This window comes from Qipengyuania sp. NPDC077410 (assembly GCF_044543405.1).
Lineage (GTDB): Bacteria > Pseudomonadota > Alphaproteobacteria > Sphingomonadales > Sphingomonadaceae > Qipengyuania > Qipengyuania pacifica.
In genome coordinates, this window is record NZ_JBITWB010000004.1 from 149,403 (window position 1) to 174,789 (window position 25,387).

At 52.7% G+C, this 25,387-nt stretch carries 24 protein-coding genes; 3 read left to right on the forward strand and 21 right to left on the reverse strand.

All coding sequences use genetic code 11. The features are described from left to right. Window positions 1-24: 24 nt before the first annotated feature. The 16 genes from ACIGGE_RS16160 to ACIGGE_RS16235 all read right to left on the reverse strand — a co-directional run bounded on the left by ACIGGE_RS16160 (window position 25) and on the right by ACIGGE_RS16235 (window position 17,974). Entirely contained in the window at window positions 25-3,882 is a 3,858-nt protein-coding gene (locus ACIGGE_RS16160; RefSeq protein WP_397491104.1) for a collagen-like protein, read from the reverse strand. 40 nt (window positions 3,883-3,922) lie between these two features. Beyond that, on the reverse strand, window positions 3,923-4,708 hold the full coding sequence (locus tag ACIGGE_RS16165; RefSeq protein ID WP_397491105.1) for a hypothetical protein: 786 nt from the start codon (window positions 4,706-4,708) through the stop codon (window positions 3,923-3,925). Continuing rightward, the gene (locus ACIGGE_RS16170; protein ID WP_397491106.1) at window positions 4,708-5,079 is read right to left on the reverse strand and encodes a hypothetical protein; all 372 of its coding nucleotides are present in this window, start codon (window positions 5,077-5,079) and stop codon (window positions 4,708-4,710) included. Before ACIGGE_RS16170 ends, ACIGGE_RS16165 begins: the two co-directional genes overlap by 1 nt. A gap of 20 nt (window positions 5,080-5,099) precedes the next feature. Next, complete coding sequence (locus ACIGGE_RS16175) at window positions 5,100-9,521, reverse strand: tape measure protein (RefSeq protein WP_397491107.1); 4,422 nt, start codon at window positions 9,519-9,521, stop codon at window positions 5,100-5,102. Window positions 9,522-9,568: 47 nt separating this feature from the next. Beyond that, window positions 9,569-9,865: a hypothetical protein gene (locus ACIGGE_RS16180; protein ID WP_397491108.1), complete on the reverse strand. Its 297-nt coding sequence runs from the start codon at window positions 9,863-9,865 to the stop codon at window positions 9,569-9,571. A 62-nt stretch (window positions 9,866-9,927) separates the two neighbouring features. Then, window positions 9,928-10,359: a hypothetical protein gene (locus ACIGGE_RS16185; RefSeq protein ID WP_397491109.1), complete on the reverse strand. Its 432-nt coding sequence runs from the start codon at window positions 10,357-10,359 to the stop codon at window positions 9,928-9,930. A gap of 120 nt (window positions 10,360-10,479) precedes the next feature. After that, window positions 10,480-11,385 carry a phage tail tube protein gene (locus tag ACIGGE_RS16190; protein WP_397491110.1) on the reverse strand — a complete coding sequence of 302 codons (906 nt, stop codon included), beginning with the start codon at window positions 11,383-11,385 and terminating at the stop codon, window positions 10,480-10,482. A 67-nt stretch (window positions 11,386-11,452) separates the two neighbouring features. Further along, window positions 11,453-11,872: a phage tail terminator-like protein gene (locus ACIGGE_RS16195; RefSeq protein ID WP_397491111.1), complete on the reverse strand. Its 420-nt coding sequence runs from the start codon at window positions 11,870-11,872 to the stop codon at window positions 11,453-11,455. Further along, window positions 11,869-12,252, reverse strand: coding sequence for a hypothetical protein (locus ACIGGE_RS16200; RefSeq protein ID WP_397491112.1), 384 nt, complete (start codon window positions 12,250-12,252; stop codon window positions 11,869-11,871). The genes ACIGGE_RS16195 and ACIGGE_RS16200 overlap by 4 nt, the downstream gene beginning before the upstream one ends. Before the next feature lie 11 nt (window positions 12,253-12,263). Further along, window positions 12,264-12,668 (reverse strand): hypothetical protein, encoded by a 405-nt coding sequence (locus ACIGGE_RS16205; protein ID WP_397491113.1) that lies wholly within the window; start codon window positions 12,666-12,668, stop codon window positions 12,264-12,266. Continuing rightward, window positions 12,616-12,894, reverse strand: a complete 279-nt coding sequence (locus ACIGGE_RS16210; RefSeq protein WP_397491114.1) for a hypothetical protein — start codon at window positions 12,892-12,894, stop codon at window positions 12,616-12,618. The genes ACIGGE_RS16205 and ACIGGE_RS16210 overlap by 53 nt, the downstream gene beginning before the upstream one ends. A gap of 9 nt (window positions 12,895-12,903) precedes the next feature. After that, window positions 12,904-13,326 (reverse strand): hypothetical protein, encoded by a 423-nt coding sequence (locus ACIGGE_RS16215; RefSeq protein WP_397491115.1) that lies wholly within the window; start codon window positions 13,324-13,326, stop codon window positions 12,904-12,906. Window positions 13,327-13,401: 75 nt separating this feature from the next. Next, window positions 13,402-14,418: a hypothetical protein gene (locus ACIGGE_RS16220; protein WP_397491116.1), complete on the reverse strand. Its 1,017-nt coding sequence runs from the start codon at window positions 14,416-14,418 to the stop codon at window positions 13,402-13,404. A gap of 94 nt (window positions 14,419-14,512) precedes the next feature. Next, window positions 14,513-15,136, reverse strand: coding sequence for a hypothetical protein (locus ACIGGE_RS16225; protein WP_397491117.1), 624 nt, complete (start codon window positions 15,134-15,136; stop codon window positions 14,513-14,515). Window positions 15,137-15,219: 83 nt separating this feature from the next. After that, window positions 15,220-16,605 (reverse strand): DUF4055 domain-containing protein, encoded by a 1,386-nt coding sequence (locus tag ACIGGE_RS16230; protein WP_397491118.1) that lies wholly within the window; start codon window positions 16,603-16,605, stop codon window positions 15,220-15,222. Between the two features lie 37 nt (window positions 16,606-16,642). After that, window positions 16,643-17,974, reverse strand: a complete 1,332-nt coding sequence (locus ACIGGE_RS16235) for a phage terminase large subunit (protein ID WP_397491119.1) — start codon at window positions 17,972-17,974, stop codon at window positions 16,643-16,645. 220 nt (window positions 17,975-18,194) lie between these two features. Here ACIGGE_RS16235 and ACIGGE_RS16240 point away from each other — a divergent pair, with 220 nt between their 5' ends. After that, window positions 18,195-18,806: a hypothetical protein gene (locus tag ACIGGE_RS16240; RefSeq protein ID WP_397491120.1), complete on the forward strand. Its 612-nt coding sequence runs from the start codon at window positions 18,195-18,197 to the stop codon at window positions 18,804-18,806. 23 nt (window positions 18,807-18,829) lie between these two features. Here the strand turns inward: ACIGGE_RS16240 and ACIGGE_RS16245 are convergent, their stop codons facing one another. From ACIGGE_RS16245 to ACIGGE_RS16255, 3 genes are all read right to left on the reverse strand, one after another. Next, entirely contained in the window at window positions 18,830-19,348 is a 519-nt protein-coding gene (locus tag ACIGGE_RS16245) for a hypothetical protein (RefSeq protein WP_397491121.1), read from the reverse strand. Window positions 19,349-19,367: 19 nt separating this feature from the next. Next, window positions 19,368-20,012 carry a hypothetical protein gene (locus ACIGGE_RS16250; protein WP_397491122.1) on the reverse strand — a complete coding sequence of 215 codons (645 nt, stop codon included), beginning with the start codon at window positions 20,010-20,012 and terminating at the stop codon, window positions 19,368-19,370. Window positions 20,013-20,784: 772 nt separating this feature from the next. Further along, window positions 20,785-21,429: a hypothetical protein gene (locus tag ACIGGE_RS16255; protein WP_397491123.1), complete on the reverse strand. Its 645-nt coding sequence runs from the start codon at window positions 21,427-21,429 to the stop codon at window positions 20,785-20,787. A 562-nt stretch (window positions 21,430-21,991) separates the two neighbouring features. Here ACIGGE_RS16255 and ACIGGE_RS16260 point away from each other — a divergent pair. Further along, window positions 21,992-22,519 (forward strand): tyrosine-type recombinase/integrase, encoded by a 528-nt coding sequence (locus ACIGGE_RS16260; protein ID WP_397491124.1) that lies wholly within the window; start codon window positions 21,992-21,994, stop codon window positions 22,517-22,519. 78 nt (window positions 22,520-22,597) lie between these two features. Here ACIGGE_RS16260 and ACIGGE_RS16265 read toward each other — a convergent pair whose 3' ends face one another. Next, the gene (locus tag ACIGGE_RS16265) at window positions 22,598-23,113 is read right to left on the reverse strand and encodes an NUMOD3 domain-containing DNA-binding protein (protein WP_397491125.1); all 516 of its coding nucleotides are present in this window, start codon (window positions 23,111-23,113) and stop codon (window positions 22,598-22,600) included. A 554-nt stretch (window positions 23,114-23,667) separates the two neighbouring features. Here ACIGGE_RS16265 and ACIGGE_RS16270 point away from each other — a divergent pair. Beyond that, window positions 23,668-24,213 (forward strand): hypothetical protein, encoded by a 546-nt coding sequence (locus ACIGGE_RS16270; RefSeq protein WP_397491126.1) that lies wholly within the window; start codon window positions 23,668-23,670, stop codon window positions 24,211-24,213. Between the two features lie 105 nt (window positions 24,214-24,318). Here the strand turns inward: ACIGGE_RS16270 and ACIGGE_RS16275 are convergent, their stop codons facing one another. Then, on the reverse strand, window positions 24,319-25,155 hold the full coding sequence (locus ACIGGE_RS16275) for a hypothetical protein (protein WP_397491127.1): 837 nt from the start codon (window positions 25,153-25,155) through the stop codon (window positions 24,319-24,321). Between the last annotated feature and the right edge of the window lie 232 nt (window positions 25,156-25,387).

Genomic DNA, 25,387 nt, shown 5'->3' on the forward strand with positions numbered 1-25,387 from the left:
TGGCGCAACCTGCGTTCTCAGAGATCATTCTTCCGTCGAAATCACACCAAGTGACTGGAAGTGCGCTACCGCTCCTCGAGGACTTGAAGGCACTGTTGAGAGCGTGCGGGCGATAAGCTCAACAGTGTATTCAATCGTCGAGCCACCGCTATTATCCGTATAGGTCCAACTCGTACCCATCTGCTCGTTCCAGCGGCCCGGTTCTTCAACACCAAAACCACGCTCACAAGATACGTTGCCGCTTGTCGACCACGTAGCCACGACTGCTCCGTTTCGCTTCAGACGGACTGTTGCTGACGGGGTGCCCGAACCATCACACGCGCCGGAAATGCTGACATTGCGGTTGTTGGTATATGACACCACCACAACCCTGCTGCCGCCATTCGAACCAAATTGTCCCGTGGATACGGAAGCGTTCGCTGCAACCTGTGTGGTCCTAGCCGAATTCCTGATCGTACCTGCTGACAATGAGCCGCCAAAGTAAGCGTCGCCATTCGTCTTGAGGTAGGTAATTGCGTTGGACTCGGTGCAGTTGTTTATGCTGGACTGCGACGGTCCAAACCATTCGAAAAACTGGCCATTGCTACCAAAGCCAATGCCTTGAACACGCATATAGCCAGCATGATTGAAGATGATTTGTCCCGCCCTTATCGTGCCCATATCGGCAGTAATCGCGGACAATTCCGTGATATTCGTCTTAGCAGCCGTAACGACGCCAGCACCAAGCGCATTGGTAAGAACGGAACCTGCAACTAGCTGCCCACCGGGAATTGGCGTGGCGCTATCGATGCTCGAAACCCACGCGCTGCCTGTGTAGGTGTAGAGCTTATTGTCGCTCGTCCGGAAGACCATCCGACCTTCAAAAAGTCCAGAAGTGGGCAAGCTGCTAAGGATTTCGTAGCCGCCTTTGATCTTCCCAAGATAAAAGACCTTATCGAATACACGACCGGCATATGAGCCGCTTCCGGTTGCTCGAATGGTCAGGGTAGCGTTGGTGACGTTCGCGTTCCCAAACTGCCCTGAGGATGAACTTGCGCCTGTTATGTTTACAGTGCGGCCGGAAATGCTCGTAGTTAGGTTCTGCGGGTTGCTAACAATCGATAGCGAGAAGCTGCTCGAAATGTCAGTGCCACCAGCAAGCAACTGGAACGTGGTCGAAGCCCCCGCGAAGTTAGGTGAAAGGCCATTCGCATAGCTAGGGAGCGTCATGCCCTCAGGCTTGAGAATAGGCGTAATACCTTCGATACCGGCTGGGCCTGCTGGACCCGGAGAGCCCGGCGCACCGGGCGCACCATCCTGAACAAGAATAGTTGGTGCTGACCATGCGCTTGCGTCGATTGGCGCAGTGTCCTCGGTAGCAAGACAGCTAGCAGTGGCTTGAGTTGTCCAGAGCGGCTGGCCATTAGAAGTTGGCTGAGTGATCGACCAGCCGTTCAAGCTGCCTTGTAGCGTTGGTGGATTGGTTGCGAACTTCCAATATGTCGTGACCGTAGGGCGGGCAGGGGCAGAAGCAGCGCGCCTGTAGAGCGGTACAAGCATTGTGCGATAACCCGGTGCGCCATCCTCTCCCTGTATGCCGTCCTCACCGCGATCAGCTACCAGCGTCCAGTGAGTATTGCTGGTGGCAGTTGAGGGTGGTGGATTGTTGATGTTCCCGTTCGTTTTTGAAGAGAACGTGCGCCCGCTGTAGGTTACGGCTTCATTGACGAAGTAGGAGCGCGATGCTGACCATGCGCCTGTAAAAGACAGCGTGGCATCTTCGATCTTGCGAAGCTGGACACTATGAATGATCGTGCGGTGTGAATTGCCGGTGTAGCCAATCCAAATGCGTGGCCTGATCCTCACCGTACCAGATGGCATAGCAACAGGGTTCGCCCTGTCATTACTAGTGCCAGATGAAGCCGCGCCGGTTAGCCCGCGGAAGAAGCCGCTGTAGGTTTTCTTACCCAAACTAGGCGTCATTGGCTGGTTGCTAACCGCCACATAATTGTACGTCTGTCCTAGGTTTTGGCCGTTGTTATCCTGCGCCTCAATACCGAGATACATTTTCCCGGCAGGGTCAGCAGCGACGACTTCAATTTCGAATTTGACCTCGTACAAGTCTTCGCTGTGGTAATTCAGCCATTGGTTAGGGGCGATGTTTACAACGTCATTTCCTGAGTTATCGCCCACCTGAATAGCGCGGCCACCAATGGACGTTGTGGTGACAATCTGAGTGCTTGGAGCAGCACCCCAGAACGCATTGAAGTCAGCCGCCGTAGCGTAGACCATAGGGTCGTAGATTTCTGAGTTGCCAACTTCAGTCGCGCGCCTCGAAATACGAACCAGCAGCGTAGTGCGAGCGCTTGTAAATTCCGTCACCCTTTGGATGAGAGTAGCCCGAACGATCGTAGTCGGTTCGTCGTATTTGACGAGCGGAGGCGTCATGCTGTTGAAGTAGGTGTTCAGCGCATTGAACTTGGCGATGTAGGCGTCCTTTTCGGTCGCAATGCCAAGATCATTTGCCTGTGCTTCAAGGCTGCTTTTCTCAGCACTCCACTCGGAAAGCAGCCTGAATAGGTCCTTCTTTTCGACCGAGACGAGCTTGCCATCTGCGCCATAATCATTCGTGAGCGCGATGATTTGCTGCGCTTCAAGACTTGCTGCCGCCGCTGCTTGAGCGTTCGCTTGAATGTCCCTTTGTGCTTCCCGTACCGCATCGCTGATGTTGCTTTGCGGGGTCCAGTTTCTATCTCCGCCAACGCGGACCTTATAGGCGCGGGTAGGGCCATCTAGCTGCTTGATTGTGTCTGGACGTACGAGCGGCAAAGAAGTGCGCTTGCGGTCTATTTTGACCGGCGCTTTGTTGTTCTGGTTCCTGCCGAAGATCCAATTAGCTTGGCCGTCTGGAATAACGTAGCCGTTGATGCCTTCGAGGATCTGTTTGACTGCATCTGCTACCGTCATCTGCGATGTAGCGTAGAAGCCCGCTAGATCGTGCTGGAAGGCGTTATCTAGGGCCGAAGCACTCGCTAGCTTGTTCTCGGCAATCCCCGCTTGGGCTTTCATTAGATGGGCGCAAACGGCCCCTGCGCGCTTTGGCAAAGCTGAGCCGTCCATTGTGCCTGCAACGTCTGCGGTAATCGTGCCGACTGGTTCGCCACCGAGCCTGAACATGCCGACTGCTGGTGCTACTGCCCATTCATCTTCTGCAAGCGTGAGAGCGATAAGCTGCGCATGGTTGGAAACGACAGTCTTAGCGGGTTTCAACTGTACCGCGTTCTCATAAACAGCCGTCACGCCCTGCGTAGGGCCGTAGCCGTGGAATTGATAAACCTGCGTCAGCGGGTCTAGCAGCACGGGTGTGATGTTGAGGGCAACGCCCGAACACCAAGGCTTGAGATTGCCCTTCATATCAGCGCGACCCTCTGCGCCGCCTGAGCCGCTGTAGCTCTTGCTGAGCAAGTCTTTGTCTAGGTCTGCGGCAGGGCCACGGAAGATGATTTTTGCCTCTGATCCTTCAGAGGATAATGGCCCGCATCGACCATCTAGGATTTGGGTAAAGGTGCTGAAATCAGCCTCATTGTCGCCCATCCAGATTTTGCATTCTGCACCATCCCAATCATAGGTTTTGAGCGCTTCGAAAAGCGTTCCATCATCTAGCTGGTGGTACTGTGGGTAGGTGAGGCCAAGAGGCCCAAAGCCGGTGTCAAACCCGCCAACACCGTTCCTGCTTTGCAGCAGATAGCTGACGGTTGGAATTTCAGTAACGAGTGGATGCCATTGATAGGGCGATCCCTCAATAACGACACCCTTCGTTCCAGCTTTAGATAGGCGAACCGTTACCTGCTGATTGGTCGTGTTGTTATAGGGTTTTACTTCAACGAGAAACGTGCGAGCCATTTACTACCACCGTGCTTTAAGACACGGTATTTATTGGCTGTTATGACGCGATCCCGACGATGGTTAGCTCTGTACGCCAGCCGTCATAGTGGTCACAATCGCCGCCCGGTTCAGCCTTCAACCTGCCGAACACCACTTCGTGCTGCCACGTCTCTGGTTCATCGGGAACAGGCACGAACAAGACAGGCTTGCTGTTGCTCACCGAGTGCAAGAATGGGAAGAAAGTCTTGTCCCACACTTCCATTGGAATGTAGCTGAATTTGGCTGTCCAGCCGGGAAGTGCATCGTAATGCTCAACCGCTTCCCAACCAGCGCCTTCTGTGACGATGCTCTGGTTACGGCTAAACTGTTTGCACGAATAATCCATGTCATGCGTGGTGTTGACCGATTTACCAATCACCACACGGCTGGCCTGAATAAACCCGTCTGGATGGTTATTTGCTGTCACCGTGATGCGCCAATGTGTCGCTGTCACATCAGGCGGGAATATGATGGTTTTGGTTTTGAAAACGTCAGACTTCTCGCCGCTAAAAGCGGGTTGGTTTCTGGAATCATAAAGCGGCGCGTTCGTCGTCGCGGTGACGGAATTTGCAGCTCTGACGCGAACCAAGTCAGTGCTTCGCAGATTGCTGTAGAGCAGGGCGAAACAATCAATCACTGTACCGGCTGGAACCGTCAAAACGATGTCACTAGTAGTAACACCGTTGGTTCGCCAAACCATGTCAGGCAAGTCATTCAACAAATTGACCGTAGGGCCATTTGTGGCCTGTGAACCAGCCGACTCAACGGTAAGCGGAACAGGTTTAACGAAGCAAGATACGGCCATTATACCTGTCCTTTCCCAATGATGCTGGTGCTGTTTTCGTTGTAATCGACGGTGACTTCGATTGTGCGCAGGACAATTCCGTCTTCGCTACCAAGCCCTGTGAAATGAGCATCAAAGCGGGGAGGGCTACCGGCAAACGAAGCAGCGGTTATCGCTTCAACTCCGTCAACATCGAAGCTGCTGATCTGCGAAACCTCGTCATTGTCGTTCAATATCTCGGCAGCAAGGAAAGCCGCGCCTGATGCCTTCAACACGCTTTCTAGCTCAATCGAGCGTGCAAGCGGCTGTTCGGCCATGACAGTGTCATCCAGTGCTTCTTGCCAACTTAGTTCTCTCTGCGCGAAGATGGCGCGATCAGGATCAATTGCCATTGGTGTACCTCCGCTTTTACTTAGTATGAGTTGACCAAGTTGCGGCCACCGTAGTTCAAGCCAGGACGCCCACCGCCGCCGCTGCCACCACCAGATGGAGCATTCCCGTTGGACTGAACGGCATCGCGTATTTCGCGAAGAACGTCGATTTGCTCACTCATCAAATCATTGCTGCGGATTAGGTGCGCGTTGGTGTCAGTGGCAGTGTTCACCAACTGCTTTTCGTAGTTCGCTTCGACCTGTGACACTGCCAGTTCACTTGCGCCCATTAGGCGGCTTCTGGTGTTCTGGAATTGCGAGGAAGTCGTGCCATACAGGTCACGCGACAGGTTGAATATGTCGCTGCCAAGGCTCGTGAACTGGTTCTGGTCTACCGTCTTGCCAGCGCGAATATCCGCTTCAAAGACACTAAACTGTTGCATCATGCGGTTGAGGCGCGTCACGCCGCCAACACCGCTGCCTTCGCCGCGCAGCATGTCTTGGAAGTCACGGAGTGAAGCAGTTTGCTCTTCCATCGACTTCTTGATCTTCAGGCGCTTGTAGTCCTCTAGTTCTGCGTATTCGGCGGCGCTCGCACCTGCTTCATGGAAAAGATCGCCAAGCTGGCCAAATTCAGTCTTCAGGCTCGCAATCGCACCCTCGACCGGGTTCTTCATGCTGGCAATGTTTTTGAACAGCGTTTCGAATTTCAGCGCCTTCTCAAGCTGTAGCTCAATGTCAGTGCCAGCCTTCACAAGTCTGTTGGTTGAAGCACGAATGCCTGTGATAGCACCACGCTCAATGGCAATGCCGAGCGCAAAGCGAATTGCTTCTTCCTGACCGTCCTTACCGAAATTGTAGAGGCCCTGATTGATTTCATTGGAGCGCTCGTTCTTGCTTCGGCCAGATAGCTTACCAGTCTGCCCGGTTGTGCTGACGCGCCAGTTATCCTTGTAGGTACCAATCGACAGCCCGCCAAAGCTGCCAACGCTACCACCTAGGGTCTCTGCAATGAGGCCAAGCGTGTCATTGATGGAGTTGCCGCTTTCTACAGCCGCATCAACTCGTCCCGCGCTGTTACCGCGTGACGTTATGCCGTCAGCGGTGATTGTCGCGGTGCCGTATTTGGACTTCTTGAAAAGCCCGCCAACGATGCCGCCAAGTGCCGAACCAACGACCGATCCGATTGGGCCAAAGATGCTGCCTACTGCACCGCCAACTTGCGAGCCGGTTGAACTGAACTTGCCCCAAATTGCTTTGCCAACGCCTGCGACTGCGCTGCCGATAGCTGCGCCTTGCATCGCACCGCCAACCACATTGCCGATGCCCTGAACAAGCCCGCCGCCATTAGCTGGATTGAAGGAATTGGTAATGTCCTTCAGGCTTCCCGTCATAGATTGCAGCGGGTCTGAGAATACCTGCTCCATGCCTTGCGACATGCGGCCAATGCCACCTTCGATGGCTTTGCCAAAAGCGTTCTTGTTGTCTTGTGGACCACCGAACATGCGAGCAATGCCGCCGAGAATTCCGCCCTGCGAATAATCGCCGCGTTGTGCTGCGCTCCAAGCATCAATCGCGTCTGCAAGTCCTACCAGTGCGAGGCCGATTTTACCGCCGATAATGTCAGCAACTTGATCCAGACCGCCGATAACTTCGTCACGGAAGGCTTGGCTAATTTCAGCCATGTCTTTCTGGAATTCACGTGCGGACCCTGCGAGCGCTACGTCTACGCGCTTTGCCCAATCCTCTGGCGAGATATTGTCTGGACGCTGCGCAGAACGGATAACGGTATCGCGTTCATTGCGATCAAATGCCGCTGCGCCTCTAGCGTCAGCGCTACGGTTATAGTCGAGGATGAGGTCACGCCCCATCTTCTGCATGTCTTCCAGCTTTTGGCGCTGTTCGTCATAGGCAGCGTTCTGGCGAAGGATGCTTGCCAGCTTTTGCTCTTCCAGCTTCCAACTATCGCTTTGTATGTCAGCAAGTGCGACACCTTTATTCAGCGCGTCTAGGCGATGCTTCGCGAGAGCATCTTCAACTGTCTGCTCGCGTTCGGACAATCCAACGCGGCGCATGGAATTGATCGTCGCTTGGTTGGAAGCCTCGAACGCCTCCTGTCGCATTCCGGTCAGCGCGCTCGTTAGGCGCGTCTGTTGAACTAGCCCTTCAATCTCCTTGGCCTGAATATCGCCATACGCGGCACCGAGGATTTTCTTGGCCTCAAGCTGCTTGTTATAGAGTTCGGCTTCGTGGCCGAGCATACCAGCGAGCTTCAGCTCATCCTTCATTTTCTGGATGAGTTCAGCGTACTTTTCTGCCGCCTTTTCGATTTCCGACTTCTTGCCCTTACCACCTGTCTTGCCACCAGCCGATGGTGAACTTGGACTGGATGGGTCAGCCGGATTGGTAGAAGGACTGCTCAGTCGTGAATTGCGAATTGCAGCGCGACTATCAGCGCGCTCATTCACATTATCAAAGTAGCCTTCGACATAGCTGTTGTAACCCATGCCAGCCGTTAGATCGCCCATGGAAGGCATTGCCGGACCATTGACGCGGCCAAGGCTTACACCGTCCATCGAACCGATGTTCACGCCCGGTACTTTGTTGGCCAAACCAATCAGCTTGTTAAGGCCGTTGATGGCGCTGTTTATCGTGTTCTCGATGCCGTTGATTACGAAGTTCGCAGCACCGGTCACGGCAGCGCCAATTGCTTGCGGAATTACCGTAAAGGAATTGCCGATCAGCTTTGCGCCGTTGACGAAGAAGTTGATGATTATATCGACATAGCGGGCAATGAAGCGGACGATGCCGGAGAACGAGAAGTCTATTCCATCAGACAGCCATGAGAACGCGCCCATGACTGGCTCTAGGATGCCCGCAAACCAGTCACCAATTGGGCCGAACCAACCAGTAATAGTGTTCCATGCGTTCGCCGCCCATTTGCTAATGTCTGCCCATAGCTGACTGAACCACTTCCCAACGGCGGTGATGCCGGAAATCATGTCGTCCCAAACGACATTTGCCCAGTCAGCCAAGGTAGCCATTCCCTTGGTGCCAATTTGGATTTGATCGCTGAATTGATACAGCGCCACGCCCGCTGCGACGACAGCAGTTGCGAGGGCAACGATAGGGTTAAGCATCAATGAGGCAGTGAAGCCGTTTACTGCTCCCTGTGCCGCCTTCATCGCAACGCTAAAGACTGCGCTCATTGTGCTGGTAGCACCAAGCGCCTTCTGCAAGTTGACAAGCTGGCCAATCGTACCAGCGACGTTGGCCGCTGCCATACCAGTCTTGAATGTGAGGAAGCCGGCACCCGCCGCAACCGCGAACTTAGTTACGCTCCCTAGGTTGGTTGCCAGCAAGTTGACCGCAGGGCCTACTACACCCGCGATAGAAGCAAAGATCGGCTGGACCGTTGCGAACATCTCGGAGAGCTGCGCACCAAATGCTTTGATGGTTGGCTCTAGGTCACGTGCCCATGACTGGAATTTGGCGAGGATAACGGCTTTGCTGTCGTCAATGCCCATGCCCGCCATAAGAGCGGCAGTCCAACCCATGCCCGCGTTGGCAAAGCCGGTCTTCCAGTCGGCAAAAGTGACAGGCAGCGCGCCGAAGTTCTTTTCAATGTCGGCTACGATTTTCGGGTCCGTCAGCGCCTTGACGATTTCCTGGCCGGTGATTTTGCCTTGCGAACCTAGCGATTTGAGTTCGCCCCTCGAAACGCCCATGCTCTTGGCAAGGACTTTCATAAACTCGTCCGCGTTCTCGCTCAGGGACTTGAACTCGTCGCCGTTCAAGACGCCTGAACCGAGCGCCTGACCTAACTGTAGAATGGACGAAGCACTCTCACCCGCTGTCGCACCCGATACCTTCAACAGCATCGAGAAGTTCTGCGTAGCCATGCCAACTTGGCCTAGGGAGACGCCTAGGTTCTCTGAGTTACGAGCGATCTTGGTGTAAAGCGTACCGATCTCGTCCAGACCGCTTCGCGTCTTGTCCGCGATGTTGCGGACCTCATTCATCGCTGCGCCTAGATTGCCGTTCGCGCCAATTGCGACCTTCAAGCGCGCTTCCATGAGCGCCATCTTGTCCGCTGCGCCCGTAACGGCTCCTGCGAAGCCCGCTATGCCCCCTGTAAGCAGTCCAAGGCCCGCTACTGCTACCGTTGCCCGCCCGAGCGTTTTGAACATCGTCAAAAGGCTGGAATTGGCTTTAATCGCGTTGTTGTTTGCCGCGTCCAAATGGACCGTCATTTTGCGTGCGGCTGCGCCTGTACGAATGAAGGCGTCTGCAGAGGATTTAGAGGCGCGCTCAGTACGGCGGAATGTATTGTCCAGCCTGCTTAACGAGCGGTCAAAACTATCTGCGCCCCTTGCGTTTCGGATGAACGCTGCCTCGGTCCGCGACAGAGTTTGTACGGCACCACTACCGTCTACTTGAATTTGGACCGCTTCATTGCTCATAGAAAAACTCTCCGCTGGGTCCGGTATTTAGTCGGACCTGCGGAGAGTTAGTTTTTACCCTTGGGCCGCTTCTTTTCCCTTTCCTCCAAGTAAACCGTGTCCATCGCGGTTATATTGGAAAAGAGGTCTTCGAAGTCCCAATCGTCTATGTCATATCTGCGAGCGAAGCAGTCGATGGCTTGGAAAGATATGTATCCTTCCCCCATGCCAAAATCCCTGTCTCGGGTTAGGCGCCAGAAGGCGTCCCAATAGAACTGGTCTTCTGGTTTGAGTTTTGGGGTATCGGCATCTAGCCTTGTTAGCTCGGCAATGGCAGATGGGTTTCCGTCCTCTGCCATTGCCACCAATCGACTTCTTTGACCTTCGTCTTTCGGCCCCTTTTCGAGCTGAAAACGAAGACGCTCAATTAGTCGTTTTTTGCGTCTTCAGCCTGCTCAATGCGGAAGTTCGCCACCTCCGCTGATGTTTGGTCGATTTCCGAGAAAACCCAGAAGTTCTCAGGGTCAGCGAAATACTCCTTCAGCATTTCTGCGCTGTGCGGGATAACCTCTTCGCCCTCGCCAAGCAGCTTGCTGTCCACGATAACGTGGTCGATAAAAGCATTCATGCTCTGCTGACGGGTGAACAGAATGTCCTCTTCCGTCTTCGGATTTTCAAGACGGCGAACATCGGCTGGCTTTAGCAGCTTCTTCATATCCAGCAGTCGCTTGGTCCAACGTGGATCGCTTTGCAGGTGGTACTTGATTGTGAAGGTACCAATCTCATCGCCATCTGGATGATAGACAGTGTGCTCAATCGTATCCTTACGGGGAGCCTTCTTCTTGAAATTGTATGTCATGTAGTTCTCCGGTTTGAGGCAACCACAAGCGGTTGCAGTCTATTTATTTGCTGCTCATGGGTGTGGGGCCACCAACCGAAAAAAGTGGCCCCACGCTCGCCCTTGATAATCAGGGAATGATTAGGATAGGCGAGTTAGTACAATGTCTGTTTCAGTGGCATCATCGCGGTCTGCGACAAAGGGAACTTCAATCTCAAGCGCGGTGCCATCTTCATTGTCAGTTACGACGCCAACGGCGGCAACTGGAATGCTGAAACTATAGCCATTCGCGCCAACTTCCATTTGGAAGCTAATATCAATTCGTTCGCCAGTTAGGTTCATACCTGCGAGGTCCGAAGCGAGGAAGGTCAAGCTACCTTCAACCTGCTTTTTACCAGTACCGATGAAAGCAGCGGAAAGTGAACCAAAGCCACCCTTCGCTTCGCGCTCTGGCATAACCGAGAGGCTGAGCTTGGTTGGAATGATATCCGTCAGTCCACCGATTTTGACGTTCGTTACCTTCTCACCACGGATGAACGGCTTCGTTGACGCATCCTGATAGGTAGCATCGGCGATAGGCTCTGCTTCATGCTCAATACCAAGGCCAAGAAGTTCAAAAGTCGCTTGTGCGAAGCCATTGTATTCACACTCAAGGCTGAAACCAGCCTGCACGCCTGTCGCGCGACGAGTGGACGATGATGCACCGTCGTAGAAAGTCTGCTCAACAGTGAACGAGGTATCGGTTTTCCCGCCCTTCAGGACGTCACCGGTCCACACTCCGCAGAAAGCTGAAGCAAGAAGCAGTTCAGTTGCCGGATCGCGCTTCAATTCGCACTGGACGGTACCTTCGGCGCGGCGACCCGAAACAACCTGACCGGACGAAGTACGTCCTGCCTTACGAGTATTAGAACTTGAGGAATCGCCTTGCTCTGCGATCTTCGAACCCGGAAGGTGGTCAACCAGTAGGAACGCAGGAGTTGCAGGAGTTACACCAGTGGTAGTCTCCGCAACGATAGCGATACGTGTATCACCATTGTTAATTGCCATTTGCGGCCTCCATTTAATTAGAGTTTGCGAAGCCGCAGCGGCTTCCGACGTATTTAGTCGGTTGGCCTTAGGTACGTCGGATAGACTGGTAGTTCGTGGACACTGTCACGATGAAGTAGGGGTCGTTCTCGATAGGTGGACGGCGATCAATGCGCGTTGATCCGCAACGCATCTTCTCATCCTCACTCATCCAGAAGTGAAACATGGCCCTACAGGAATCCGCCAACTGCCATGCCTGTAGATTGCCTGTCTCGGCTGGTACGCATATCTGGACAGTAACTTGTCCTGTGCGCTCAATCACCGGATTGTCCTTCCCGCCAGCGCGGTGAAAGACTTCATTAGGGTCAACGATGAAGCGCACGAAGGTGCCTGTATCTGGCTTCTTCGAACGCATATTCTCAAGCAATCGCGGAATGTCCGAATGCTTGCTGTCCCATTCGGTTAGAAAGCGGTCTGTTAGCGCCTGTACGTCCAATTCAATGCTCATGTGCGGCTCTCCCTAACTGCGCGTTGGACAGCCTTGTTCACAAAGTCCTGAGGCGCTTGGACGGACGACCCCATGATAAGCCATTTGAGGTAGTCCACGTTGTTTACGATGTAGAGGACTTCGCCAAGTTGCAGGGCGTCGATAACCGCAAAGCAGCGCGCGATCGTCTCACTTGCCGATGTTGGATCAATGACTGAAGTTGGCGTGCTGCCAATGCCAGTTTGCCAATTGGATTGTGCCTTGCGCGTATCGACTGGCGTTGCGTTGACAAGGTGAATGACAATCGCCTTGGCAATGTCCTTCTGCCTTTTCAGAGCAGCGTCCTCAAACTGCTTCTGCCCATTCTTCAAACCACGCTTGAAGCCCGATAGGTTCTTCAAGCCGCTCGCCATTAGATGGACCTCAGGTAGAGCTTCTGACCCAATGGAACGTCGGAAAGCTCTTCTTCGTCAATGACCATGACGCGGTAGGTCCAGCCACCGAAAGTGAGCGTGTCGCCTACCTGTATCTTAACGTCATTGCGGATCGTTGCCGTTGTATTGGCAAGCCACACGCCATCGACCACGGACAGTTCGACCTCGTCGTCAAGAACGCGGATTGATGTGATGGTGTTGTCACTAATCGTGACAGTGCCAGCCCGTTCGTCCTCGACGACGCTAGAAGCACTCGTAAGGGTGGCGCGAGTGCCATAGTCGGCTATCGCCTTGTCCAGCTTTGCTTGTGCTTCTAGCGGTGTCACGTTCTTAGTCTTCTGCGTCAGCAGCTTCGGCGTCAGCAGCTTCGGCGTCAGTCTCACCAGCATCTACTGGAGCGTCTTCCTGCGCAGGCTTCTCGGCAGGCTCTGCAGCCGCGGGCTTCGATGGATCGACAGCAACGGTTTCATTCACCACATGCCAATTCTGACGGTACTCATCGCTGTGAGCTTCGAAGTCTTCCTTCGGAATGTAGGTAGAGAAGTTCGTGCGCTTATGCTGGATTTGCAGCAGAGTTACGGTAGCGACTTTGTTCTTTTTCTTTGCCATGATTACCTCTTAGTATTTGATAATTCGCATCATGCCGCTTCCACCTAAGCTGGATGAGATTAGGATTGGCTTGAGTAATGCTGTTACTTGAGGAAAACGGTCTGCCGTTGGTCGAGCGTATTCCTTGGATTCGGCTAATAAACCCTGCTTCACGCTGCTGGATTCCTTTAGAACCAGCGGAGTTGCCGCAATGCTGTTTGAAGCCGCTAACTCCGGCGCAAGCATGATAATTGCTCGCTCAATTAGGGCATCGTACTTTGCGACAGTCGCCGCACCTTCATGCGAGTAATCTCGCAATTCGTAGAAGGTGAGGTAGTCCTGCGCTTTGTAAAGTGCGGCCTCTCTCTGCTCATACGTGTAGCCCTGCCATTCTAAATGGAGCCGTGCTTCGTGATAAGCGTCCGCCGCTTCAACTGTGGGTAGTTTCGCCATGTTGGTATTTACCCCAAGACGAAAGCGGCCCGCCGCACGGAAGTGAGACGAGCCGCTTTTGTTGGTGTTGGTCTATTAGCCGTTCGACTTTAGAGCAGCGACCTTGATTGCCTTGCGGTCTGCAACACGGGTCCAGCTCGTTGCGTTCTCGTAAGAAGCAGGAACAGGGCCAGCGTCAGCGTTCGCGATTGGAGCTTTCGAGGTGTAACCCGTCGGGTGCATAATGAAACCTGGCTGACGAGTAATCAGGTCGGTCGCGCCCATGTTGCGGCCTGCGCGCTCGTCAGTGACGATCACGTTTTCGCCACCCAAACCAGCCTTAGCGCCGAAGCCAAAAGCGCCGGTGCCTAGGAAGTAGGTGGTGTATTCAGGAGCGTTGCTGCCTGCGCGTGAAGTCAGTCCATCGGTTACGAGAACTGGCTTGTTACGGTAGGTGGTGAACGGGCTAACCGAAGAAGGAGCAGCAAACTGGTCTGCCTCGTTCTTCAGTCCGTTGCCGTAAACAACGGTTGGCATGACAATAAGGCCAATGTCATCGAAGTTGTCGCCAAGCGTTAGCATGGTGTCGATAACAGCGCCGGGATTGATGAAGTTAGCTTCATTGAGCGAACCAACAGCTACGTCATTGTAGATGTTCTTCACCATGTCGCCTTCGTGGTTTGCTTCGCTGTCTGCGATGATGCCCTTCAGCTTGCGAACCAGAAGAGCTTCGTACTGGCGTAGCCAGTAGCGAGCGGTCTTCTCAGCCGATGCAGAAAGAACGTCCTCAACGCCTGAAAGCTGAGCGTCCAGCTTGGAAACACCCCATGCCTTGCTGAGGAAGTCCTTCTGGGCGATCATGTCGCCCATGTTCAGTGCGCCGACTGCGCCAGCTACGCTAGCGTCACGCGAACCAACTTCTGCGTCACCGTCTAGTTCGTCGAAGTAAGGCATAATAACCGAAAGGCCAGCTTCACCAGCTAGACGATCAAACTCTGCATTACGCGAAATAGCGGTCGAATTAAAAAGGACGGACTTGTCGAGAACTGCCTTCTCGACCAGACGTGTGTACGTCTTTGGATCAAATGCGTTTTGTAGGCGTGGAGTCGCCATAATAACCTCCGAGTTTTCTAATGGTCGAACCCAGCCTTTCCAGGTTTCCTCGGGTATTTATTATGGCGACCGCTAACCGTGCTTAGTTCAGCCGTTAGTTCACAAGGTGGTCATTTCCAGTAGCCTTTGCCCACGCTTCTGCTCCCGCAGGGTCAGTCTTACGTTGGATGGAAAACTGTTCTGCGTTAAACGGCTTGTTCGCATATGCGTCTACCGCCTCTGCGCCAGTTGAACCGCTACCACTCGACTTCGGAGCGTCGACAAAGAACTGGCCTTCCTTGCTGGCGAAGAACTTCCTCGCGTAGTCAGCTAGTGGCAGGTCTTCGATTGTAGGAGCGTCATCATCAAACACGGCCTTGCTCGTGAATAGAGCTTCAACAGCAGGTGCTAGATTAGTGTTGACGTTGTTCGCAGTGAGCGCCGCCTTAATGCCGTTCGATAAATTGGCTGACTTTAGTGCGCCTTCGGACTTATCAGCCCGCTCAACCGCTTGATCGCGTTCGCGTTCTAGCTTCTTGATTTGAGCCTGTGCCTGTTCCAGTTCAGTACCGGATTCCAACTTAGCCCTCTCGGCAGCCTCTTCCTTCTCCCGCGTTGCCGTTTCAGCGGCTGTCTTTGCAGCTTTCTCGCGGTCAATAAGTTCGCTGTTCTTAGTTTTAAGACCTTCTTTCTCAGCCTCAAGTGAGGCGATTTTAGCCTTCATTTCTTCTTCAGTCATTTTAGTAACCTCTCTGGCCAGGAGCCAACGTAAAGGGTGCGGCAGGACCGCGGCTTGTACCGGCAGGACCAGTACATCTTTACTTATTCAGGAGAGGCTAGACCGGTTGGAGAAACTGGCACTTCAACAGCAGTAGAAGCAGCAATGCGCTTCTTCTCTTCGTCGTATGTCAGCGTCTCGTCATACTGGCCACCATCGCGCAGCTTGTAGAACAGGCTTTCGTCTGAATAGCGTCCAGCTTGGTTCAGTTCGAGCAATGCCTTTATCTGGTTGGCGTCCAGATTGGCGGGAATGTAGTCCGTGTTTATCTGGAAGCGCACAGATCCTTCCTCACCGAGGAACATCGCCACGCGCTGCAACGCTTTTTCGATTGCCTCGCTCACGCTGTTGGCGATCATTGCCAGCACGGAGTTTTCAGCGCCCTGTCGCATGGCTTCTGTCTCAGCCGCTTCAGCAACCGGCTTGTGACGTGCGAGGATGCGGCTTGTCAGCGTTGCAAGACGGTCCTCAAGGGACTGTAGCTGGTGTTCTAGGGGTATCGCATGGTCAGCCGGTACGCTGACAACGTAGGGCTTTGCTTCCTTCTCGGGATCACAAAATACGCCGCCGGGAACCCAATCGATATCCGTTCCACGTTCGACACCTGAGAAGAACAAGAAGGGGCTAATGCCATAGAGCGTGAGGACCGTAAGCTGACCCTGCTTGAGGTAATGGTCTAGGTTAGTTTCAACGACATTGTCCAAGGGGCCGGTGGTGGGATGGAATTCTCCATCGAGACTGACCGGATCGACCGGAATATCGACGATGCGATTTCCGTTAGCGTCGGTGGGTTTGAATGTCTGGGTAGGCGCACCCTCAGGTGGAAATGACCCTTCCACCTTCTTGTACAATTCGATGACTACGAAACCGTCCTTGTCGAGCTTGTACAGACGGACAGTCTCGTCATTGTCCAGCAGGCGAACACGGATGGGCTTCTGCATGTTGCGAACGATGCCAACCGTGTACTCAAGGATGTGTTCGAATTTGTACAGGTTGATGAATGGGCGAATGCCTTCATCAATAGCCGTTGCGAGGCTGGTTGCGGATGAAGCGGGGTGATCTGTCACTAATAGTGCGTGGCCTGTGATGGCCTCCGCAAAAGTGTATTTGGCCAAGCGCTCTAGACTGTCGCCTCGGTTCGTGATGATCGATTTGATCTGCGATGTGCGCGGAGGTAACTCCGCAACTGGTTCCTTGCGGAAAGCCATACCCATGAAGCCGTCATGTGCGCGGCTAGCAGCAGGGTAGAACGGGACCTGCATTTTGTAGCGCTGGTAGGATTCATCATCCTCGGCTTGCTGCTTAAAAGCGCAAGGTAGGTACTTTGTACCAGCCTTCTTCACTGCTCTAGTACCCGCGATAACGTCGCGGTTGCGTTCAATACGCTCTACGTGCTTCGCAAAAATCTCACTGCGTTCATCAATCGCCACGGAAATACCTCTGAATTAGTAGTCCCGTATTTACTATTTAGAACGAGGGCAGTCCGTGTCTTACTAGTCTGGTTTCGCCAGATGCACCGCCGTTAAGGCGCAGTAACTCAGTCAGTGCCCATACTAGAGCGTCCATTCTGTCTGGTGACTTCTTGGCGTCCTCGTCATAGTCCATCATCTGCGCTTCAAGCTCTTTCAAGCCATCCAAGTGCGTCACGTTGCCGTTGCTGTACTGGATTGCCACTGGTTCAGCGCGGACGATCTTTGCGCGGGTTGCGTTCACTAGTTTCAATGGAGCATTGCGCCTTACACCGTTGATGACAGTGCGGACCATTTCGCCACCGAAGTTCTTTTCGGCCACGATGTAGTCGGCTTGCCAATCGTCATACATGGCAACGGCTTTCTCGGCCCATACTTCAGGAGTAGCTTTGAGCGAAGCGTCTTCTAAGACCCATACATGCCCGCTAGCGTCAATTCCCGCTACCACGATACCTGTGTAGTCGCCCTTGTTGCCTTGGTTGCCAGAGGGGTCAACGGCGACCACGATTTTAACGAGTTCTGACTTCTTAATGTCGCCCCATTTGAACCATTCGCGCTTGAACAGCGCCAGCGGATTGTTTGTTGACCACTCACCAAGCACGAAGCGAGCCATCTGCTTGCTCGAATGCTTGTATCTTGCTTTCAAACCAAGCTGGTAGTTCGCCGCCTGATTAGCGGCGTTGTCCTCGGTCGGCACTTTGAGCAGCTTGTACCACTCTGGATAAACGAGCGGTTGGCCGGAAAGCGGGTCTTTGTGGTCTCTGAATAGCTGGCATTCCCAATCATCCTCAAAAGCAGGGTTGCAGTCGAAGATGGTAAGGGGGCGAAGCGGGACAGGTTTGCCATCCTTGTCCAGAACAGGCTTGCCATTGTGTTCAAGGAAGCCCCTGCCGTTCATACGGCTGGCAAGCTGTAGGATTACGTCTTCATAATCCTTGATTTGGTTGCATTCGTTGACCCAAACGGTGGAGTATTCGCCACCAAGCACGTTATCGATGCGCGTCTTGTCCAATCCCTCGAAAAGTATCTCACTGCCATTGTGGAAGCGGAAGATGCTGTCACTCTTGAAGGTGCCAAAGTCTTGCCTTTTCTCCAACTCCTTCCGATAGCCCGGAAACATCATTTCGAGCACTTCGGGAAACGTGCCGCGAGCAGGGCCAAGCTGCTTATTGCAGTTGGTTAGCGTGAGACGGAAAATACCATGCTTAGTGTTTGGTGCAGCTAGGGCGCGATTAATAATAAGCGCCACGATGCCAGCGGACTTACCGCCACGACTACCACCCGCGAGTAAGATGTTTTGTACGTCAGGGTCATTCCACGCAATCGCCATAAGCGAAGACTGCGTGGGGTTCGGAGTGAATGAGCTTTGTGCCATCCACTACTTAGCTTTTTTAGTAAATGTCTTGGACTAAAATCGACGCTTTAATGGCTTACCAGCATCAATTACTAGAAAGACGAAGTGAGAAGAGAAACACTGTTATATTCTTTGGGCGGTTGACCGCGAAGAAGCGCCGATCCAATTACCGGAGAAAGAAGGAATTCAGACGCAAATGCCTAAACCAAAAGTAAACCAACCAGACAATCCACTCTTCACCAATGGCGAAAAGACAAGCATGAACGCCTGCGTGGGCGACAACGGCGGTCCTTACGTCCTTGTTGATTACGGGCGAGGCTTTTTCCGTGCAGGGAATGCCATCGTGAAATCAGCCGAGGATTACACCGATCCGGTTGATCTCGCTGTATATCCCGCGGCCTTTAGCTATCGACATGGCATCGAGCTTTTTCTCAAACATATAGTTGTCGGATTAAACTTCATTCTTGAGACAGGCAGCACATTTAAAAAGAACCATGGCATAATGCAGCTATGGAACGAGGTCGTTTCCCTAATGCAAAAGTCTGAACGCGAGTTCATCGAACCCGAAGCGATGAAGAAGGCTGGCGACGTCATCGGGAACTTTGACGCCTTCGATCCAACGGGGCAGGTTTTCCGTTATCCCGAGGATATCAAAGGAAATAGGCATTTAGCGGAATTCAAACTCATCAACTTGGATGTGCTTCGTAGTCACATGGATGAGTTGGAAGACATTCTAGAGCGCTTGGTCGACCAGATAGCCGAACACGTAGACTGGCATCTAGAAGAGCTGGCGTTTCACGGCGAGTGAAAGGGCGGGTATGACACCTGCTGTCAGCTTGGGTTGCTAAGATCGCCCCATGCTTCCCCATCGCCAAACTGCCAGCGCAGCACTTTCTCTTCGAAACGCTCGCCACAATCCATAGGCGCTGTTTCTAATGGCCGGCGCGTATAAGTGGCAGACTTCTTCTGCCGATCGATGGCTATCTCGTAGAAGTTACACGCATTGTTCGTGAAGGCTAAATCCTTGCTGCTCATTCGAATGTGCGTCTTGCTCCACTCAGAGACGGGCAGGGTTGCTTGATCGAACATACCAAGGTGCTTGGGGCCAATCTCGCTTATGGAGGTTATGTCGCACTCCATGCGGTCTTGATAGCACTGGACAGAATAGAAGCCATTTACGGGTGCGCTCTCCCCGCCTGTGAGTGATCCCTCTACGCGGACGTAATCCCGCAGGTCCATCATCTGATAGGTTGGAAAACGTACCGGCTCTTTGTCGATTTGCTTGATGAAATACGCTGATAGCCCAGCTACCACCAACGCGCCAACGGCTACCCCTGCAAAGAACTTCATCTGCTGAATTCCTACAAACCTATTTGCGCTTATCTCTGCCCTTCGCTGGACGAAGGGCGCCCCTTGTTGGCCAAAGATCCTCAAGCTCGTTGCGTGAAACTACCACGTCGTGAAAACCCTCATTATCGCCGGTCATAACCACGTTCATGTGATTTCCAGCAGCAACTTGCCTCACTATGCCTGAGAGTACGAAATAAGCCTCAATCTGAGCCGTCTGCCAAACCTCTGCATCGATGGGCTTGAGAGGATGAAGAGCCGGTTCTTGGATTCCACCGCGAAGCACATTGAAGGGGCGCCCTCTCGCTCGAAGGTCTCCACAAACCAAGCGATCTTTCAAAGCGTTGGAAACTCGGATGGAAAAGCTAGGGTCAAGAAGCAACATAGTGGGAGGAAGTGGGAAGTCGGCAAGGTACCTCACGGCATCATCGATAAACATCCATTGCTCTACTCTTGGCTTGCCTCGCTGCCTTCGCCATTCGCGATAATCGGCGATCTCATCCCAAAACCAAGCTGCGCCTAATCCCACTAGCGCAACCGCCACAAACCAGATTGCGTTACGCTGAAGGAAGTCTTGATCAACAAGCGCCCATGCTCCCGCGCCAAGAACCTCGGCGAATAAAACGAGGCCAGTCCGGCCTGCAGGGGTGTCTTTAATGCGGAGCATAGGACCTTCTTAGCGCCCGACTTGACGTTGTCGAGCGAAGGGGGCGAGTTTTCCGTAAGCCCGAATTTGAACCATTGAGTAAAAATCGTGAGAACGCCCGCACCCTACCAGACCTAGGGTGTACCCTCCTTGAAAACCAGACCATCCTGTCAACCACTCTTTCCCTATCTTTTCGGTTGACTACTATTCTGGTTGACGGCGGGACTAACTCTGGTTTCTACTACCGTTCAGGGCCTTCCTTCCAAGTCACTCTACTACAATTGATACGGTAGCATCGCCTGTCTAGTAGTCAACCTAGTAAGGTCTGCTTCTTCTACATTTTACAGACCAGTTTTGCGACGAGCCGTGTCGGTCTTTGCTCGATTTTGCTCTTATTTCTGTTACATGGGTAGAGTAGAGGAATGAGTGCCGGCGAAGGTGCCGATGGCTCTACCAATCCCAAAAGAACTAAACGGTTCGTCGCATTTCTACTAATTCTGCTCGCTTTGAGGGAAGTAGATGCTAGACATTATATGTGGGGGAATGAGTACCAAGGAAGGTGCAGATGGCTGTCACGAATGGTGGCAGCGCTTTGGCTCACAGTGGCCTGGTATCTCTGGATGAGCAATCGTGCGAACCATTCGCACCTAGACCTACCACCCGATGGGCAGTTGGAACCACGATGGCAGGAAGCGAAGATAGTCGCTTCTGTAATTGGTTTGAGATGGGCAGTTGGAAACCCATGTTGCGACACAATCGCATCTAGACGAAGGTGCCGATGGCCAGTCGGAAACTACTTGGGCTTGTGAGCGGGCTGCTCTTCCACAACGTCCACATCAAGTGGAACACCAGTATCAAGGCTTTGGTCCGTTAGCTGCTCTGGCTGTGGTGTGGCATCAATGACCTGTCCAAAGGCCCAATTGGGCAATGCGACATTGGTGTCTATCTGCCCTGACAACTCCACCTTATCGCCATACTCGGCACGGTTACGGGTCTTGGTGAGATACTTTGCAGCATCAAAGGCCAGACGCTTATCGCTGGCGCTCATTGTCTTATCGTATGGTAGATCGAGCATCATATCCGCAAGAGCGTGCTGGCCATGCTCTCTGGCATCCTTGAGGTCGGCACCAAAGCCTTCCTTGTCCTTGAATGCAGCCATGTAGACGGTTGCTGGTTCTAGCCCTAGATCGCGGCAAACGCTCTTGACGGTTTCCCCACCGTGACAGCGATACAGGATGATTGCTTTCATCTCTGGACCCAAGAGTTTCCAGCGATCTGTGGGTGACAGGTTCTCATCAGCCATCTGCTTGATGAGCTTCTGCATCTTCTCCACTTTGCTGTATTTCTTGGCCGTGTCCGTCTTTTGACGGTTTGTAAGCTGTCTGCGAGGCATGTGACCACCATTTATTTTGTTCGGTTTTACCAATATGAGTATCAAGTGGTTTCCTTCTTCCTTCGGAAACTCTTGCTCTTCTGCGACTTTCCAACAATCTGTCTACTTCTAAGGCAGTGTTCCGTCGCAACCCTATTTATTGGTCTTTCCGCCCCTGTGCGCTTTCCAGCACTTTCTGAAGTCTTGGTAGATGCCTGTTGCTATCAAGTATCTCGCAAAGTGGCTTCTTCGCTGCCCATATAACCAGTTGGTCTAGTGGACACTCAAGATACATGGCCCATTGCTTCCACGTTCGTACCATGCCCAGCCACTCATATGTCTCTCTTGCGATGCCGGTTCTTTTGTAAATCAGTGTTCTGCTTTTCATACTTGGATCATCTGCTTCCGCTGCGAAGCCATGAACCATCACTATCTCGCCACTCTTTAATCGCGCTACGAACTCGTGATAATACAAGTCGCGTCTGTTCCATGTTAGTATGGTTTCGTGCGAGCTGTCGTCTGTTTTACTCACTGCATACTTAGTAGGGTATTTTTTCTGGAGGGCAGGTCTGTTTCTTCTTGATTAGTAGATCATCTGGCTGTTCGATGGTGTGGAAGGAGATAGTTCATGCGCGCACCAAACAAGTCGGAAGCGGAATTTGATGCACTGTTTGAGTATGTTGATACTTGTTCGGATGCTTCCAAGTATCGGCTCATGTTGCTGCTAAGCATTCGTCTGGGGCTTCGTCCGAAGGAAATGGCAGGGATGCAACGCTCTTGGTTCCGTGGGGACGAACTGCGCATTCCACATGGCTACTCAAAGGGGCAGGGTGGGCATGGTAGCTTGCCTGTTTGTTCTGAGATACTTGCTGCTCTTGATGAGCATATGGGGGAGCGTGAGGGCTGTGTGTTCCTCAACCGTGCTGGTCGTCCCTTTGATGCAGCAGGTATCAGTTCGGCTTTGCGGAGGTTGTATCGCGAGGCAGGACAGGAAGGCTCCTGCTATTCAGGGCGGAGGACGCTGGCTACCAACATGGTGGATCGCGGCGTAAACCTGCTCGTCGTGCAAAAGGTGTTGCGCCACTCAAGTCCTGTAACAACTCAGCAGTATGTTGGCGTAACTCAGAACATGCTCAGCAAGGCCCTATATGGCTAAGCGCTATCCTGTTGCCCTTATGCTGGTTAGGCTCACTGTAGGGCAACACAGGGGCCGCTACGGGTTAGTTTGACAAGCTCAATCCTTCGAAGTCCCCATCGCCGCCTTTTTGGCAGCTAGCAACGCTCTGCGCGCGGCTTTGCGTTCAGGCGTCCATGCAGATTTGGAAACGCCCTTGGTTGCTTTGCTGATGGCTTCATTGTGACTAGCGCTGTTGCGCTTCCCCGTTTTGCTCTTGCTGATCCGAGCTTTGGTTTCCGCTGTATGGGAGTCGCCAGCCACCATGCGGCAGTTCTTCTCGCTCGCCTTGCGAGAGCAAATCATCGCAGTGTTGGAGTTGAATTGGCCAGTGGATACGGCCTCATAGCTGCGCCAAGTGAGAACCAATGCATCACTGGACTTCTCATTCTGTAATTGGCGCAATGTGTTGGTCTGGATGGCCCAATCCAGACCCATAAGCTGTCCCGGCGTGAACAGTGCGAGGAAATCTGGATAGGTGAGTTCTACCACTTTGCCTTTTTGCTGCTGGCGGGTGGTGGAGGTTTTGTGCCAGCTTTTTAGGTAGCTGTTCAACCTGTCTGTAATTGGATACATGTGATGCTCTTTTCGAAATAATGACCCTAGGGGAGCATCACCAACCCCTAGGGTCTCTTAGTTCTTACCTACCAGTAAAAACCGAAACTCAGTAACACGCTGATGTGATGCTCCGTGTCCAACTCTATTTATACTCCAATATACTGCCTAGCTGGTGTGCCTGTCAGTATCTTTATTGGAGCTTCGGTACTTTCCGTATATTAAACGAAAACCCGAACACGGACATTGCTTGAAGAGCAATAGACTAACACCATTACTCTCTTAGAGTAATAGCGCAAGGCCATTGGTCCTCCAAGAAATACCCATGCTCGGCAATCGGTCCTCGACGCTTCGCCAGTCGCTTTCGCGTTCCACGCTCAAGGGACCGCTCCACTAAGGACGAGTTTCTTCTAGTAGATTTCGTCTGGATGGCTTCGCCGTCGCTGCGCTCCACCTGCGGTCGGCCTTTGGCCTCCACTTGGTCGAGCCTTTGGCTCTATGATTGATCTGCCGTAGGCGAGGAATACCGGCGCGTTTGAAATGAGACATAATCCCAGCGGGCTACTTATCTGGGCTTGCTCTGTATCCACTTTGGTGCAAACCAGAGTTCAGGTACTAAACCACAGCATAACAGGAATAAGCAAATGGCACTGGAATTTCTCAAACTCACTGACAGCAAGCTGGCAGAGGACTTCAACAAAGCAGACCCCGAAACCTACATGCCCAAGCGCCGCGAGAAAGTCGCACGGCTAGCTGATCGCGCTGCAAAAGCCGCGAAGGAAAAGAAGGCTAGGGGGCCACTCGGCACCTATGCAATCAAGAACAATGCTGCCCGTGTTTCTGTAAGGATGGACAAGGAAACTGCTTTCCCGCTTTGGGGCAATGGCAAAGTCGATCACGATTTTATGCCCGCTGAGCGTGTTTCGGACTTCTACGAAGGCGTTGCAAAGTCTGCTCGCGCTGGTGAACTGGACAGCCATTTCGATTGGGAGCCTGAAAAGGAACAGAACCAAGATGCGGGCGCTGGTGGCCGCACTATGTCCGAGGAACACCGCAAGGCCATTTCCGAAGCTGCGAAAAAGCGGTGGGCGGAAAAGAAGGCTAAAAAGCAGCCAGCATAAACCGCACTGCTTGGCAAATGGGCTGCTGTTACTATTCGTGACAGCGGCCCTTTTTGTGTCAGCAAGACGGAGGGCTTCGCAACTTCTAATTGTTGAGCCTTAATCTCAGTATGTATCAGGCGATTGCGGGTAAGGGCGTTTCGGATCGGGCATGGGAAACCCAGATCCAGACCGGACGAAATAGTCGTCGCCGAGCAACCAATGGTACAAGTTTCGATACTCACGATGTGGATGCATCTTCACGCTCACGCCGCCACGGCGACCATCAACTATCTTAAAAAACGGTAATACATACAGGAAGAACTCAGCTGCTCTCGGGTGGCCTGCAAAGTGGGCTGTAGTAATGGAAACGATAAGGTCGGCGATCTGCAAAATACGCGAAAGGCCAAAGGGCATGCTGACAATCGGACAGGCAAGCTTCGTAAATTTAACGTAGTCGCTACCTGTGCTAACAATATCTGCGCAATTTGCGAGATAGTTCTCTTCATCAGTCTTACTGCCGGCGGGGCGATCAATAATGACTAGGCCGGTGTCGTTTTCTGACAAATTCCAGTTAAACCTCTCCATGGCCATCATTAGAGCGCACATCTCATGAGATGTTGCTCCGCCGAATGGCGGGAAGCTGATTTCGCAAAGAGCTGCAACGGCAAATAGATCATATTCTTGCGCAGTCAGCAAAACGTGTTTCAGAACCTCGCCTCGTTCGGAAGAGGATAGATTAGTCCTAAACCAACTGTCTTTTGATGGTGACCATTTGAATGATGCGTGAGAGGGAATCCCGAATTTGGATAAACACTCGTCGTTTAGTACCTTATGCAACTCATTTGCTTTGTCAGCAGCGACACTTATGCCTCCAATTGCGACCAGCCCATTTAAGCCATCGCGCGGAGCTTTGTTCTGCTTTGAGTCATCGAGAAATAGTAGGCGAGTGTGCCCAGTCATCTAACTTTTACCTGTCTCTGCTGCATAAGTCGTGATCACATTCAACCAGTTGATCAAGTTGGGTGGACTTAACGCGTTAAAATAATGCTAACCAAGAAGTGGGGTACATCTTTGGTTGGCCGGTAAGCAAACGTCCGTTCTTCCTCTTCATCGCATTCAGCTATAAACAGCACTCAGGGAGTTCTCCCAACATGTTTTAACACTTTAAAAATTCGATGGAGGTATCATTCGA